Source organism: Pedobacter gandavensis (assembly GCF_032677645.1).
In the GTDB taxonomy this organism is placed as follows: domain Bacteria; phylum Bacteroidota; class Bacteroidia; order Sphingobacteriales; family Sphingobacteriaceae; genus Pedobacter; species Pedobacter gandavensis_A.
Map to the genome: position 1 here is coordinate 72,757 of NZ_JAVTSB010000006.1, position 15,057 is coordinate 87,813.

The 15,057-nt window shown below is 41.1% G+C and carries 13 protein-coding genes; 9 read left to right on the top strand and 4 right to left on the bottom strand.

The annotated features are described in order from the left end of the window. Positions 1-66: 66 nt before the first annotated feature. The gene (locus tag R2Q66_RS11245) at positions 67-3,306 is read right to left on the bottom strand and encodes an amidohydrolase family protein (RefSeq protein WP_410479430.1); all 3,240 of its coding nucleotides are present in this window, start codon (positions 3,304-3,306) and stop codon (positions 67-69) included. Positions 3,307-3,367: 61 nt separating this feature from the next. Here R2Q66_RS11245 and R2Q66_RS11250 point away from each other — a divergent pair, with 61 nt between their 5' ends. The 8 genes from R2Q66_RS11250 (at position 3,368) to rplT (ending at position 11,711) form a co-directional block, all read left to right on the top strand. Continuing rightward, positions 3,368-5,275: an ATP-dependent DNA helicase RecQ gene (locus tag R2Q66_RS11250; protein ID WP_316748909.1), complete on the top strand. Its 1,908-nt coding sequence runs from the start codon at positions 3,368-3,370 to the stop codon at positions 5,273-5,275. 55 nt (positions 5,276-5,330) lie between these two features. Next, positions 5,331-6,041, top strand: a complete 711-nt coding sequence (locus R2Q66_RS11255) for a head GIN domain-containing protein (RefSeq protein ID WP_316748911.1) — start codon at positions 5,331-5,333, stop codon at positions 6,039-6,041. Positions 6,042-6,085: 44 nt separating this feature from the next. After that, positions 6,086-7,390: an MFS transporter gene (locus tag R2Q66_RS11260; protein WP_316748912.1), complete on the top strand. Its 1,305-nt coding sequence runs from the start codon at positions 6,086-6,088 to the stop codon at positions 7,388-7,390. 32 nt (positions 7,391-7,422) lie between these two features. Further along, positions 7,423-8,160 carry a (Fe-S)-binding protein gene (locus tag R2Q66_RS11265; protein ID WP_316748913.1) on the top strand — a complete coding sequence of 246 codons (738 nt, stop codon included), beginning with the start codon at positions 7,423-7,425 and terminating at the stop codon, positions 8,158-8,160. A gap of 395 nt (positions 8,161-8,555) precedes the next feature. Further along, entirely contained in the window at positions 8,556-10,481 is a 1,926-nt protein-coding gene (gene thrS / locus R2Q66_RS11270) for a threonine--tRNA ligase (protein ID WP_316748915.1), read from the top strand. 13 nt (positions 10,482-10,494) lie between these two features. Next, positions 10,495-11,064, top strand: coding sequence for a translation initiation factor IF-3 (gene infC / locus R2Q66_RS11275; RefSeq protein ID WP_316748917.1), 570 nt, complete (start codon positions 10,495-10,497; stop codon positions 11,062-11,064). Between the two features lie 27 nt (positions 11,065-11,091). Continuing rightward, the gene (rpmI, locus tag R2Q66_RS11280) at positions 11,092-11,292 is read left to right on the top strand and encodes a 50S ribosomal protein L35 (protein WP_062547998.1); all 201 of its coding nucleotides are present in this window, start codon (positions 11,092-11,094) and stop codon (positions 11,290-11,292) included. 74 nt (positions 11,293-11,366) lie between these two features. Next, a complete protein-coding gene (gene rplT, locus R2Q66_RS11285) occupies positions 11,367-11,711 on the top strand; it encodes a 50S ribosomal protein L20 (protein ID WP_316748921.1) in 345 nt (114 codons plus the stop codon). Between the two features lie 91 nt (positions 11,712-11,802). On the opposite strand, the gene bioD is transcribed toward rplT, so the two are convergent. The 3 genes from bioD to R2Q66_RS11300 form a co-directional block, all read right to left on the bottom strand. Continuing rightward, entirely contained in the window at positions 11,803-12,414 is a 612-nt protein-coding gene (gene bioD / locus R2Q66_RS11290; protein WP_316748923.1) for a dethiobiotin synthase, read from the bottom strand. Between the two features lies 1 nt (position 12,415). Beyond that, entirely contained in the window at positions 12,416-13,540 is a 1,125-nt protein-coding gene (locus R2Q66_RS11295) for an 8-amino-7-oxononanoate synthase (protein WP_316748925.1), read from the bottom strand. A 94-nt stretch (positions 13,541-13,634) separates the two neighbouring features. After that, positions 13,635-14,411 carry an XRE family transcriptional regulator gene (locus R2Q66_RS11300; protein ID WP_316748927.1) on the bottom strand — a complete coding sequence of 259 codons (777 nt, stop codon included), beginning with the start codon at positions 14,409-14,411 and terminating at the stop codon, positions 13,635-13,637. Between the two features lie 134 nt (positions 14,412-14,545). Here R2Q66_RS11300 and R2Q66_RS11305 point away from each other — a divergent pair, with 134 nt between their 5' ends. After that, positions 14,546-14,896, top strand: a complete 351-nt coding sequence (locus R2Q66_RS11305; protein WP_316748930.1) for a GIY-YIG nuclease family protein — start codon at positions 14,546-14,548, stop codon at positions 14,894-14,896. Positions 14,897-15,057 lie beyond the last annotated feature (161 nt).

Sequence of the window (15,057 nt, forward strand, 5' to 3'; positions counted from 1 at the left end):
TAACGAAAAATGCCCCGGAAAGCTTAGCAATCCGGGGCATTATATTTTTAACCGATTTACTGCATTCTAATCACAGTTAGGAATCGTAAACGTATACGTTTCTGCAACACCTGTAGGGAAACTATAAATCATCCCTTTACCAGTTTCAAACCAGAACTTACTACGCAACTTTTCTCTGTTACCGACTTCATTCATCGAAAGACTGTCGAAAATACGACCGTTAATCATCACATATTTAATCTTCTCAGAGTTTCTGATGTCATTCAATGGATTGGCATCCATGATCACCAGATCGGCTAGTTTGCCAGCTTCCAGAGAACCGATTTCTTTATCCATGCCAAGGTAAGCTGCACCGTTTAAAGTACCACTTCTGATAGCTTGTAATGGCGACATGCCACCTTGTACCAGCATCCATAATTCCCAATGCGCGCCAAGGCCTTGTATTTGTCCGTGGGCACCAAGGTTTACTTTAGTACCGGCATCAGCAATCTGCTTAGTGGCTTTGGCCACTTCAATATGCCCGTAATCACCATATTCGGAAGTGGTTCTTCTTCTGGCACGCTGATCAATAATCGCGCGTGGCGTGAAGGCCATTAGTCGTTCATTTTCCCAGACATTGGTTCTGTCGTACCAGTAATTTTCTCCCCACTGACTGCCGTAACTCACAATCAAAGTAGGCGTATAGCCAACGGCAGTATTGCCCCAGAAAGAGGTTACATCCTTATAAACCGGCGCCACAGGAATACTGTGTTCAATACCCGTATGCCCGTCTGCAATCATGTTCATATTGGTGAAAAACGTAGATCCACCTTCCGGCACGACTTCCATTTTCAACTGTCTGGCTGCTTCAATGATCTGCTGACGCTGATCTCTTCTCGGCTGATTGTATGATTTTACCGAAAACGCACCTACAGATTTTAACCTTTTCAAATGAGATAAAGCATCTTCCAGACTATTGATCACGACCTTAAAATCGCCATCAGCACCGTAAAGAATCGAGCCGGTAGAATATAAACGCGGGCCAACCATTCTGCCTGCTTTCAGCATTTCTGCCTGACTAAACACCATTTCCGTATTGCTGGAAGGGTCATGAGCGGAAGTTACCCCGAAAGCCAGATTGGCCAGGTACGACCAGTCCTGTTGTGGCGAAATACCATCCGGACTGGTTCTCAAATGCGCATGCACATCAACGATGCCCGGCATAATCGTTTTTCCGGTCACGTCAATCACCTTTGCCTGTGCAGGAACCGTCATCTCCAACGACTTTCCAACGGCAATAATTTTATTGTTTTCAACGAGGATGGTACCTTCTTCAATTACTTCATCGCCTTTCATCGTAATGATTCTGGCACCTGTTAAAGCAAGTAATCCTCCAGGCTGGTCGCTTTTAAGTTTTAATCCGATAGACAAACCTTCCGCATCCTGCTTTTCTGCAACTGCTACACCGGCATCATTGTAATTGAACGCAGATTTGATGTCTTTGTTAAAGTACTGATCACCCAATGTCCAGAATAATTTCTGACTGTCGTTGCTCCAATGGATATATGTTCCGCCATCTTTGGTGATTTTGGTCAATGGGATCGCCTTGTTACTTGCCGATAATTCCAATGGAGAACCCACCGTAATCATTGGCGTGATATACACATTAAACAGCTCTGTAAAAGCCATCCATTTGCCGTCCGGACTAGGCGTAAACTGGTTTACATAAGTAGAAGTATAGTGTGTTCTTTCGTTTGCCCCATACAAATCGACGCTTTTAAAGGCTTTTTTGCCACCTTCAGATCCCTGGAAATAAATGCGGGTATCGTCTGTATTGAACTGCGGTTTGATGCCTTTATCAGAAACTAAAGTTTTTGGTCCGCCATTGGCCGACATCACGAAAATTCCTGTGCCTCTGCCATAAGCATAACCCAAAACATCATTCCCAATACCTTTTCTGAAAATGATTTTATCTCCTTTATTAGAATAGGATGGAGAATAGTAAAAACCTTTTTCATCCGTCAGTGTGATCGTTTTTCCTGATTTCAGGTCTGTTCTTTTGATCGCACCTTTCAGCTCATCATTCCAGGTGGTATAAATCACATATTTCCCGTCATTACTGATTTTAGGTTCAAACTCAAAATCAATTCCGTTGGTTACACGTTCCGGCGTACCGTCTGGAAGGTCTTTTTTATATAAGAATCCTGCGGCATTAAAGATCACCATTTTCCCATCTGCCGAAGTAGTCAGTTGTCTGATCATTTTCACATCAAATTCATTACTAAAAACCTGATGAGGGAAGTGCAACGCTTGTTGAACGGTTTGCTTGCTGGTCAGCTGGAAAGGAATCTCGTTGCTAATCAACGTAGAAAGCTCAATTTTTTTGATCTTTCCTTTGGCATAAAAGACAATGTTTTTATTGTCAGGTGTCCAGGCAAAGTTCGGATATACCCCAAAAATGGCCCAGGTTTCCTGTTGATCATGTGAAAGATCTTCATATACCGGCCACTCTTCGGCAGTACGCAGGTTTTGTACGTAAAGCACCGATTTTAAGCGGACACGTTTTACGTAAGCCATCATTTTTCCGTCAGGAGAAATCTGTGGACGGGCGGCACCACCTTGTTGTGCAATCAGGTCAGTGTATTTCCCGGTCACCATATCCAACTGGCGAATCGCATAAATCATCCCGTTCGGGTCTTTGCTATATTCAAAATTAGGTCCCGGAGCCATGTCTTCACTAAAGTAAAGGTATCGGCCATTCGGGCTGATATTAGGTTCACCGGCATCCTGCTGGTCGTTTTTTCTCTTGGTTAATTGTACACCTTCACCACCGTAAACGCTGTACATCCACATTTCTCCTGCGCCAAGGGAACGGGAGCCGGTGAAGTGTTTACGTGCCACCAGGTATTCGCTGTTCGGCATCCAGGTTGCATTATTAAGCAGGCGGAAAGTTTCTTTGGTCACTTGTCTTTTGCCCGAACCATCGCGGTTCATGATCCATATATTGTCGGCGCCGTTTTTATCACTGGTAAAGGAAATGTATTTTCCATTCGGACTAAAACGTGGCTGGATATCCCAGGGAATGCCACCGCTCAGTAGGGTAGCCGCACCACCGGTAATCGGCATGCTATAAATATCACCCAATAAGTCAAAAACAATATCTTTACCATCCGCGCTAACATCAAGGTTCATCCAGGTTCCTTCGTCGGTATCAATGCTGAAGGTTTTTGTTGGCCCCATGTATTTTTCGATGTCCCATTTCTTTTCCTGAGAAAAGGCGGACTGAAAAATAAAGAGTAAGGCCAATGGTAGTAAAGTTTTTTTCATCATGTAGGTCGGTGTAAATAAGCCTGCAATTTAATAATATCAGTTCATTTTTATAGTTTTGATGAGTAACCTTTTTATGAGCGAAGCCGAGATACTTAAGAAATACTGGGGATTTGATACTTTCAGACCACTACAGTCAGACATTATTAGTTCCGTTTTAAATGGTCATGATACCCTGGCGTTATTGCCAACCGGCGGAGGTAAGTCCCTTTGCTTTCAGATACCTGCACTGGTAAAGGAGGGGATATGTATTGTCATTTCTCCACTGGTTGCCCTGATGAAAGATCAGGTCGAAAACCTGAAAGCGAAAGGAATTGAAGCCGTCGCAATTTATGCAGGAATGGGAAAAAGAGAGATCGATATCCTGCTCGATAACTGTATTTATGGCAAGATTAAGTTCTTGTACCTGTCTCCGGAAAGATTATTATCGGAAATTGTGCGCATCCGTATATCTTATATGAATGTAAATCTGATCGCGGTAGACGAGGCGCATTGTATTTCCCAATGGGGATATGATTTCCGCCCGCCTTATCAGCAGATTGCCGAAATCCGCGACATCCATCCTAAAGTACCCATCCTTGCTTTAACCGCAACTGCCACTAAATTTGTGCGCGTAGATATCGTAGAAAAGTTGAAATTTAATGATGCTAAGGTATTTGTGCAAAGTTTTGAGCGTAAAAACCTGAGCTATGTAGTAATCGATAAAGATGATAAGTATAAGAAACTAATTTCTATCGTGAAAAATGTGAAAGGAAGCGGGTTGGTGTATGTCCGTAACCGGAGAGAAACGGTCGAAGTGGCCGCTTTCCTAAGCAGAAATCAGGTTGCTGCGGATTTTTACCATGCCGGAATTGACAAGGCAGATCGCTTCCGGAAACAGGACGAATGGAAAAAAAATAAAATTCAGGTGATGGTGGCTACCAATGCTTTTGGGATGGGAATCGACAAGCCTGATGTTCGTTTTGTAGTACACCTGGATTTGCCGGAAAGTCTGGAAGCATACTATCAGGAAGCTGGTAGGGCGGGTAGAGACGGAGAAAAGGCTTATGCAGTCTTGCTGGCCAATAAATCCGACCAGATGGACCTAAAAGCTAAATACGCGGATAATTTCCCTACTGTAGACGATGTTAAAAAGATATACCATTACCTCGGGAATTATTTCCAGCTTGCCTTTGGCGCGGGTGAAGGTCTTACGTTTAACTTTGATCTTGCCGAATTTTGCAAGCGGTTTAAAGTAGGAGTAATCAAGACCATGGCTGCCCTTAAATTTCTAGAGCATGATGGTTACCTGACACTTTCTGAAAACATATTTTTACCTTCCAGAATCTTGTTCACCGCGGCTCATGAAGATGTTTACCGTTTTCAAATTGAGAATGCCGGATATGATCCTTTGATCAAAGCGATCTTAAGGTCTTATGGCGGTGCATTTGATCAATATGTGAAAATTGAAGAAAATGAAATCGCCAAAAAAGTAGGATTGTCTTTTGCCACGGCCAGAAAGATGATCAGCAATATGGAAGAGCAGGGATTATTGTCTTATCTGCCGCAATCAGATCAGCCACAGCTTCAATATATCCGCCCAAGGGTAGATTTTGTACACATGGATATCGACCAGAAGTACATGAAAATGAGAAGGAAAATTCAGCTGGATCAGATCAATGCGGTTTTAGAATATACGGAAAACGATAAATGTAGGAGTGTGCAGTTGCTGAGGTATTTCGATGAACCTGATGCGGATAAATGTGGCGTCTGCGATGTTTGTCTGGCAGAGAAAAGAGCCGACGACTGGGATGTTCGTGCGGATAGGATCGATTTTGAGCTGGTTACCTTGCTGCAAACGAAAATGCATACCTTCGATAGTCTGGTGAAGGGGATTAAAAGCGGTAATGAAGACGAACGGATGGCTCGTATCCGCGAATTGATGGATGCCGGGAAAATTAAAACAGATGGTAAAAACTTTTACCTCTGATTTTGGGTTGATACCTTAGTTACGAAAAAATTAAATTGCAATAAATATATTCCCTATGAAGAAACTACAACTTATCGTATTGGCTATCCCTGTGCTACTGGCAGGATGTACATCTAAATGTATCGAAGATTCCGGAGTTCAGATTACTAAGGTTCTGGAACTTAAAAACTACGATAAAATCAATGTGAGCGGTACGATTAAGCTGATTTTAACGCAGGACAGCACTTTTAATGTAAAGATTCAGGCGGATTCTAATGTAGTGCCATTGATCAGAGCAAGGGTGAGCGGCGGAGAACTGGAACTTAAACTGGAAAACGGAAAATATTGCGGTACGGATTCGGTCGTGATTTATGCCGGTGTTGGCGAGCTGAAAGAGCTGGAAACTGATGGTATGGTGCGTGTAATCGGAGACGGACCAATGTATGTGCAAGACCTTAATCTTGATTTAAAAGGTAGTTCTGATGTAAACCTCGACCTAAACGCGAGTAAATTGACTTCAAAAATCGAGGGTATCGGAAAACTCAGCCTGACCGGCCAAACCGGAACTCATATCCTGAAAACAAGTGGTACTGCCAAATTGGATGCTTTTAATTTTGTTGCCGGTGTATACGACATCAATATTGATGGTATCGGAAAAGCCAATATCAATGTGCTGAACGACTTGAAAGTTAAGACTTCCGGAGCAAGTGAGATCTATTATAAAGGGAATCCTAAAAATGTAAGCGAGAAAAAATCTGGAGCAGCAAAACTGGAGAAAGTTAATTAGCCAGATTGTTGTTTTTTAGCTATTTTAGCGGCCTTATTTGATACATGGAACAAAAAAACGACAAGAAAGTCATCCGGTCATGGGCTTTTTTTGACTGGGCAAATTCTGCTTATAATTTAGTTATTACCTCTACTATTTTTCCCGCTTATTATACCATAATTACCACCACAGCCGAGCATGGCGATAAAGTGACGTTTTTTGGGCATACTTTTACCAATACGGCACTGTCAAATTATGCGCTTTCGGCAGCTTATTTAGTGATGGTGATTCTAATGCCCCTGCTTTCCGCCACCGCGGATTTTCGGGGCAACAAGAAAATATTTATGAAAATCTTTACCTATATCGGCGGTTTTGCCTGTATGGGTTTGTTTTTCTTTAAACTGGAAAGCCTGGAATTGGGCATTATCCTATTCGCGATTGCGGCCATGGGTTATATCGGTGGGGTATTGTTTAACAATTCCTACCTTCCGGAAATCGCTACCAAAGATCAACAGGATCGGGTGAGCGCGCAAGGTTTTGCCTACGGTTATGTAGGGAGTGTTATTTTGCAGGTCATCTGTTTTGTGTTTGTTTTAAAACCAGAGCTTTTCGGTATTACCGATGCTTCTTTACCGGCAAGATTGTCCTTTCTGCTGGTCGGCATCTGGTGGATCGCCTTTGCGCAGATTCCTTTTCGTAAATTGCCTGCCGGAAGTCCTAATTACGTCCCTGTCAGTAAAAACTTAATGCATAGCGGTTTTGAGGAACTGAGTAAAGTCTGGAAGCAACTCAAGCAGATGGCGTTTTTAAAACGTTATCTGATTGCCTTCTTTTTTTACTCGATGGGCGTGCAGACGGTGATGTTGGCCGCGGCAGGTTTTGGAGAGAAAACCCTTCATCTGGGAACTTCTAAATTAATTGCTGTAATTTTGATTATGCAGCTGGTGGCCATCTGGGGCGCTATACTGATGTCGAAACTGGCCAGGAAAATTGGGAATGTGAATGTGTTGATTCTGGTTGTAGTGATTTGGGTAGGGGCTTGTGTTTCTGCTTATTTTATCACCAATGAATTTGAATTTTATGGTTTAGCCGCAGTAGTTGGCTTGATTATGGGTGGTATCCAGTCTTTATCAAGGTCTACTTACTCTAAGTTTTTACCAGAAAACACACCAGATACTGCGTCCTTTTTTAGCTTTTACGATGTAACGGAAAAGCTGGCCGTAGTGATTGGTCTTTTTAGTTTTGCTTATATTGAGGAACAAACCGGGAGTATCAGGAATTCTGTGCTGGCATTGGCCTCGTTTTTTATAATAGGTTTGATATTTTTGCTGCTGTTGAAAAAAGCAGAACCAAAATTGGTTAAAGGTTAACCATGATAGATTTTAATAAGAATTAAATACACATGAAAATAGAATTGTTTGTCCCTTGCTTTGTTGATCAGTTATATCCTGAGACTGCATTTAATACGATAAAGCTATTGGAGAAAGCGGGTTGTGAGGTGTTTTATAATTCTGCACAAACCTGTTGCGGACAACCGGCTTATAATTCCGGATACTGGGAGCAGGCCAAAGAAACAGGAGCGAAGTTTTTAAACGATTTTTCGGGTGTAGACTATATTGTTGCCCCATCGGCATCCTGCGTAGGTATGGTGAAAAATGGTTATAGCGACTTGTTTACCAATACCAATCTTCATAATAAATGCCGTAGCATTCAACAGCATGTTTATGAGCTTTCTGATTTTCTGGTGAATGTCTTGAAAAGAGATTATTTCGGTGCAGAGCTAGACGGAAAGGCCGTTTACCATGATTCTTGCAGCGGATTAAGAGAGTGCAAGATTAAGGATGAACCCCGTCAGCTGCTGTCTAAAGTACATGGGCTGGAGATGGTAGAGATGAAAGATACAGATATGTGCTGCGGTTTTGGTGGTACGTTTTCTATTAAATTTGATGCGATTTCTTCGGCAATGGCCGAACAAAAAGTAAATAATGCGCTCGAACAAGGCGCGGAATATGTGATCTCTACAGATTTATCCTGCCTGATGCATTTGCAAGGGTACATTGATAAAAATAACATTCCTTTGAAAACAATGCATTTAGCAGATGTTTTAGCCAACGGCTGGTTGGAAAGCACAGAATATTAGACGCTACATAGATGCTATAGCAGTGCTATACTAGTGCTGGTTGGCGGAGACCTGGCGTAGGGTTGATTAAGAGTTGATGACGGTTGCTTAGGTATTATCCCTTACCAACCCTTCGTCAACTCTTAATCAAAACTTCAGGAACTACAACCAGTATAGCAACTGTATAGCGTTGGTACTGCCTGTTTGTAAAGCTTAACACAGCACTTACCTCAGATCTGAGGTGAAATTAATAAAATGATTCCCATAACTAGAACCTGATTTCTGAATGAATTGTTATATTTGTAACAGTGGCGGAGATAAATATCCCCATTATTTATATAATATTTTATTACACGTAGAATAAGAATTGTATAAATCATTTTAAATCAATTAATTAACTTAAATCATAGTTGTAGATGATTAATATTACACTACCTGATGGCTCTAGTCGTCAGTATGAAAAGGGCGTAACAGCTCATCAAATCGCACTCTCTATTTCAGAGGGATTAGCACGCAACGTATTAGCTGCGGAAGTAAACGGCGAAATCTGGGATTCTTCCAGAGCAATTGAAAGCGATTCGACTGTAAAGTTGCTGACCTGGAATGACGCTGCTGGTAAAGCTACTTTCTGGCATTCTTCTGCGCACATTATGGCTGAGGCATTGGAGGCTTTATATCCGGGTACAAAATTCGGTATTGGTCCTGCAATTGAAACTGGTTTCTACTATGATGTAGATTTCGGCGAAAGAGAGTTTTCTTCGGATGACTTTAAAGTTATTGAAGCCAAAATGATTGAGCTGGCCAAGCAAAAACAAGTTTTTGTAAGGGAGAGCGTTTCTAAAGCTGATGCGATTAAGTATTTTACAGAAAAAGGTGATGAGTACAAACTAGACCTGTTAGAAGGACTGGAAGATGGAAAGATCACATTCTATAATCAAGGTGAGTTTACTGACCTTTGTCGTGGGCCACACATTCCAAATACCGGTTTTATTAAAGCGGTAAAATTGATGAATGTTGCAGGTGCTTACTGGCGCGGTGATGAAACTAAAAAACAACTGACCCGTATTTATGGGGTAACTTTCCCTAAAGCGAGTGAACTGACTGAGTACCTTCATATGATTGAAGAGGCGAAGAAAAGAGATCACCGTAAGTTGGGTAAGGAACTGGAATTATTTGCTTTCTCTGAGAAAGTGGGTATGGGATTGCCATTGTGGTTGCCTAAAGGTGCTGCATTGCGCGAACGTCTGGTTCAGTTTTTAACAAAAGCACAATCAAAATCAGGATATGAGCAGGTAGTTACGCCTCATATCGGACATAAGAATTTATACATTACTTCTGGTCACTACGAGAAGTATGGTAAAGATGCTTTCCAACCGATTAAAACCCCACAAGAAGGGGAGGAGTTCTTCCTTAAACCGATGAACTGCCCTCACCATTGTGAGATTTATAAAGTTAAACCGCGTTCATATAAAGACCTTCCTTTGCGTTTTGCAGAGTTTGGAACCGTATATCGTTACGAACAAAGTGGAGAGCTTCATGGCTTAACCAGAGTTCGTGGCTTTACTCAGGATGATGCGCATTTGTTCTGTCGCCCGGATCAGGTAAAAGAAGAGTTCAAGAAAGTAATTGACCTGGTATTATATGTGTTTAAATCTTTAGGATTTACGGACTATACTGCACAGATTTCTTTGAGAGATCCTGAAAACAAAACGAAGTATATCGGTACGGATGAGAACTGGGCTTTGGCCGAATCAGCAATCATTGAGGCTGCAGCAGAAAAGGAATTATCTACGGTAGTAGAATATGGCGAAGCTGCATTCTATGGTCCTAAGTTAGACTTTATGGTGAAGGATGCGCTAGGCAGGAAATGGCAGTTGGGAACGATCCAGGTAGATTATAACTTACCAGAGCGTTTTGAATTGGAATACACTGGTAGCGACAACCTGAAGCACCGTCCGGTAATGATCCACAGGGCTCCATTTGGTTCTCTAGAGCGTTTTATTGCAGTATTAATCGAACATTGTGCTGGTAATTTCCCATTATGGTTGTCACCTGAGCAATTTATTATTCTTCCGATCTCAGAAAAGTATGAAGATTATGCAAAAAAAGTTTCAGATGAGCTAAATAATTCCGATATTCGCGGTTTGATTGACTTTCGTGATGAGAAGATTGGAAGAAAAATCAGGGACGCTGAGGTGAAGAAAATCCCTTATATGTTGATTATCGGTGAGAAGGAAATGGCGGAAGGCAAGGTATCAGTAAGGAAGCACGGTGAAGGAGATTTAGGAGAAATGACTCAGCAAGAGTTTAGTGAATTATTAATCAAAGAAATAACAATTTAAATAGTATATAAATTTGGCATTAGGCAGACCAGGATTTAACAGGGGACCACGTCCTCCTTTTAAGAAAAAAGAAGCAGAACATAATATTAATCAGTTTATCAGGGCTCAGGAGGTTAGATTAGCTGGAGATAATGTTGAACCAGGGATCTATCCTTTGGCAAAAGCTTTAGCCCTTGCCGACGAATTGGAATTAGATCTAGTTGAGATTTCTCCAAATGCAGTGCCTCCGGTATGTCGGATCATTGATTATAGTAAGTTTGTTTACGAGCAGAAGAAAAAGCAGAAGGAGATTAAAGCAAACGCAAAACAGACCGTCATTAAGGAGATCCGTTTTGGACCTAATACAAATGATCACGATTTTCAATTTAAGTTGAAGCACGCGGTTAGTTTCCTTGAAAACGGGGAAAAGGTTAGGGCTTATGTTCACTTTAAAGGTAGAGCAATCGTTTACAAAGAGCAAGGAGAGATTCTTTTGCTTAAATTTGCACAAGCGCTTGAAGATATTGGTAAAGTAGAATTATTACCTAAGTTAGAGGGTAAGCGTATGTTTTTAACGCTAGCTCCAAAAGTTGTTAAAAAATAAATAAATTACATATAATAATCACAGGTTATGCCAAAAATGAAAACCAATTCCAGTGCTAAAAAGCGTTTTAAGCTTACTGGAACAGGTAAAATTGCAAGGAAGAATGCCTACAAAAGTCACATCCTAACTAAGATGTCGACTAAACGTAAGCGTAATTTGGGTCACACTTCAATGGTGTCCGCAGCTGATATGGGCAACGTTAAGCGTATGCTTGCCATCGGTAAATAATTAAATTTTTAACCAGGTACCCGGTAGTAAGTTTGCTGTAATACGCAACACCGTTTATCAAAAAACAACACACTATGCCACGTTCGGTAAACGCAGTAGCTTCGAGAAGAAGAAGGAAAAAAGTCCTAAATATGGCCAAAGGCTATTGGGGATCAAGAAGTAAGGTTTTCACAATCGCTAAAAATACGGTTGAAAAAGGTTTGCAATATGCATACCGTGACCGTAAAGTTAAGAAAAGAGAATTCCGTGGTTTATGGATTCAACGTATCAACGCTGGAGCTCGTCAACATGGTATTTCTTACTCTCAACTGATTGGTAAATTAGCTACTAAAAATGTTGGTTTAAACCGTAAGGTTTTAGCTGACTTAGCTATGAATCATCCAGAAGCTTTTAAAGCCGTTATTGATGCAGTAAAATAGATCTAACGATCATTTTAATCATAGAAAAAGGGAGCCAAAAGCTCCCTTTTTTATGGAATAAGGTTTTTGTTTGAGAATGCTTTTGATTTTCTTATAACCGGATGAATTGCCCCGCATCAGCAATAGCTTGCTGATCTAAAGCGGCCAGTTTTGGGATGTTTCCGAGTATAGGGATACCCGTATAGTTGGCGATATAGCTTTCAGACTCCTGATTCGCTTCCCCGTTGAAAATAATTCCCTCTACCTCGATATTTCTTGATTTCAAGACCTCTAGTGTCAGTAAAGTATGGTTGATGCTGCCCAGATAATTCTGTGAAACAATGATCACCTTTGCTTTCAATACAGGGATCAGATCCAGGATCAATTCTTTTTCATTGATTGGGACCATTAAACCGCCCGCACCTTCAATGATCAGGTTGTTATTGGTTTCAGGCACTTTGAATGCTGCTGCCTTAATCTCGATTCCATCTAATCTGGCGGATAAATGAGGCGATAAGGGCCTGGTTAAACGGTATTGTTCCGGATGAATGATCGTTTTTGTATTGCTGATCAGGTGTTGTATTGATAAGCTATCGCTCTGTTCTAAATCGCCTGATTGTATCGGTTTCCAGTAATCTGCCTGGAGTTTTTGGGTAAGGATGGCGCTGACAATCGTTTTTCCGATGCCTGTGCCAATTCCGGTAATGAAATACGTATTATTCATGTTATTTTAATAAGACCAGGGTTTGAATCAAGGCGTTAATTTCTTCTTCTGTATTATAGGTATGCAGGCAGATTCTTAATCTTTCCGTTCCTATAGGAACCGTCGGACTCACAATCGCACGGATATCAAATCCTTTTTGTTGCAGGCTTTCTGCTGCATTTTTTGCCGCCGTATTGCTTTGGTATCTGATGGTTTGAATGGTACTTTTGCTGGTTAGACCGCGGTATCCTGCTGATTTCAGGGCATCGCTGTACTGCATAATTGTTTGCTGTAACCATGGGGTATGGTCTGCTGAAGCGAGCAGCTGATAAGCGCAGTTGATGCTCACGATGCTGTGGAGCGGAGCTGCCGTGGTATAAATAAAAGACCTTGCATAATTGATCAGGTATTCCTTTAATGGTGCATTTCCCAGCACAATGGCGCCATGGCAGCCAAGCGCTTTTCCGAAGGTAACCACCCTTGCAAATACTTCTTTTTCCAGTCCAAGTTCCTGCACTCTTCCTTTTCCGTAAAGACCAAAAACACCGACTGCGTGTGCCTCATCTACGATAAGATTAGCATCATACTTCTTACAGCAGGCATTGATTTCCTGCAAAGGAGCAAGGTCGCCATCCATAGAATAGACACTTTCTACAAGTACATAGGTATTTCCGGTAGCGAGTTTGAGCTTGGCTTCCAGAGCCTCAATGTTATTATGTTTAAAAGTATATCGGTTGGCATGACTGAGGCGTGCGCCATCAATCAGACTGGCATGGATGAGTTCATCTGAGATGATGGTATCGCCACGTTGTGCTAAACTGGAAATCAGTCCAACATTGGCGTCATAACCGGAGTTAAAGATCAACCCGCTTTCTGCCTGGTGGAAATCAGCAATGAAATTTTCTGTTTCTTCGGTATAAGCGTGATTGCCGCTGAGTAACCTGGAGCCACCTGAACCGATGGCTGAATGTGGGATCTGGCTTAAAGTAGCACTGATATTTTGCTGCAATTCGGTCGATCTGGAAAATCCCAGATAATCGTTAGAGCAAAAATCGATAGGATAGTGGATGCTGGATAATTTTCTCAATGATCCTTTTTCCTTTCTATCCTGTAACTTGTGTAGTATAAACTGCCAGGTCTTATTCATTGCCCAAAAATAAAGAAAGCAGGATGAACCTGCTTTCTTTATTTTTAATTTATGCCAGTGTTTTGGTTTTATTAACGCTTTTTAAGCGGTTATTTTAGTTTTTATTCAGGTTAGAGATAGATTTCTGCATTTGTGCCATCATACTGCTCAGGGTTTCAATGCTAGGTTCCGGTGTTGGTTCCGGAAGTGTAGAAGAGATAAATGCTTTAGCTTTCCATATTTCCAGGATCTCATCAGAAGGAATGGTATAAGGATCGTATAGTTTATTGTCTGATACCAGCTTCAATTCTTTATTTTCTTTGAATTTATTGCCCGCTCTTTTGTAGACTACGCCCTCGTTTTTGCTGATGACAATATAGGTTTCTCCTATTTTAATGTCATTCCAGTTGTCCAGGTATTCAGCAAGGATGATACTGCCCGATTGGATAGGTAGCATGGAATCTCCTAAGATTTCAAAGGCTCTGAATGTGCCCTGTTTTAAGAAGGGTAGAGGCAGTTGAAACTTTGGTAAATCTTTGATGTATTCCGGGTCTGCGAAGCCGTTCAAATAGCCCGCACTTGCTTTTACCGGCACCATTTCTATATTCTCTTTATTGTCATTATCTACCGAGATACTGAGTATTCTTAGATTAGATCCCTGACTTTTTAGCTTCGGTTTCCAGCTATCGTTGATTTTTTCGTTAATAAATTCGTCGATAGTGAGGTCGTAAAACTCTGCTATTTTTTTTAGTAAGTCATATTTCGGTTCTGCACGGTCTTCTTCGTAGGCTCCGATAAGTGATCTCTTAACCTCCATGGCATCAGCGAATTGCTGTTGCGTGAGGCCTTTTTTCTTTCTAAGGTACTTTAGGTTAGGGGATATATTTGACATAAAATAAAAGTTTAGTATTTATTTGTTTTTACTAATAATATTAGTACTATTGTACCAATAAAGTTAGTAATATTAATTTGAATACCAAATAGTTGTACTAACATAATTAGCTTGTATCATTTAAACCTACAGTCATGAAGAAATTTGTATATATCGTAACCGATAGAAACCGCAAGAGTTTGCATGTTGGAATGAGTTCTGATCTGATTAAAACGCTTGATTTTTATAAGCAGATGCCGAATCTGTTCTTTGATTGCGGGCAGCAGCTCACCAGGTTGGTATATTTCGAAGAATTCAAGACGGAGGCCCAGGCCTTAGGAAGATTTAAAGTGATCAGCCGCTTTACAAGGATGCAGAAGGAAAGGATGATCAGAGCTTGTAACCCGAATTGGATTGATTTGACGATAGGTTTGGATTTTGAACATCTCCTTAGCAGTAAGCCGATAGTGAATCAGGTGATCCTGCCATTTCATAGTATGTCCTGAGGATTTATTCGGGTTTATACGAGACACTATGTCGTTATTTCTGGACACAGTTATTTCTGTATACAAAAATGTCCTGTAAAATAAGCCGGTGTTCAGGCTTGTTTTACAGGACATTAGTTGAAATCGATAGGCGTTAAAGCAGAAGTTGATTTAAATTTAAC

Coding starts and splice junctions, on each gene's coding strand:
- R2Q66_RS11250 (WP_316748909.1), top strand. CDS start 3,368: ATGAGTAACCTTTTTATGAGCGAAGCCGAGATACTTAAGAAATACTGG.
- thrS (WP_316748915.1), top strand. CDS start 8,556: ATGATTAATATTACACTACCTGATGGCTCTAGTCGTCAGTATGAAAAG.
- rpmI (WP_062547998.1), top strand. CDS start 11,092: ATGCCAAAAATGAAAACCAATTCCAGTGCTAAAAAGCGTTTTAAGCTT.
- R2Q66_RS11305 (WP_316748930.1), top strand. CDS start 14,546: ATGAAGAAATTTGTATATATCGTAACCGATAGAAACCGCAAGAGTTTG.
- R2Q66_RS11265 (WP_316748913.1), top strand. CDS start 7,423: ATGAAAATAGAATTGTTTGTCCCTTGCTTTGTTGATCAGTTATATCCT.
- R2Q66_RS11260 (WP_316748912.1), top strand. CDS start 6,086: ATGGAACAAAAAAACGACAAGAAAGTCATCCGGTCATGGGCTTTTTTT.
- R2Q66_RS11295 (WP_316748925.1), bottom strand. CDS start 13,540: ATGAATAAGACCTGGCAGTTTATACTACACAAGTTACAGGATAGAAAG.
- R2Q66_RS11255 (WP_316748911.1), top strand. CDS start 5,331: ATGAAGAAACTACAACTTATCGTATTGGCTATCCCTGTGCTACTGGCA.
- R2Q66_RS11245 (WP_410479430.1), bottom strand. CDS start 3,306: ATGAAAAAAACTTTACTACCATTGGCCTTACTCTTTATTTTTCAGTCC.
- bioD (WP_316748923.1), bottom strand. CDS start 12,414: ATGAATAATACGTATTTCATTACCGGAATTGGCACAGGCATCGGAAAA.
- R2Q66_RS11300 (WP_316748927.1), bottom strand. CDS start 14,411: ATGTCAAATATATCCCCTAACCTAAAGTACCTTAGAAAGAAAAAAGGC.
- rplT (WP_316748921.1), top strand. CDS start 11,367: ATGCCACGTTCGGTAAACGCAGTAGCTTCGAGAAGAAGAAGGAAAAAA.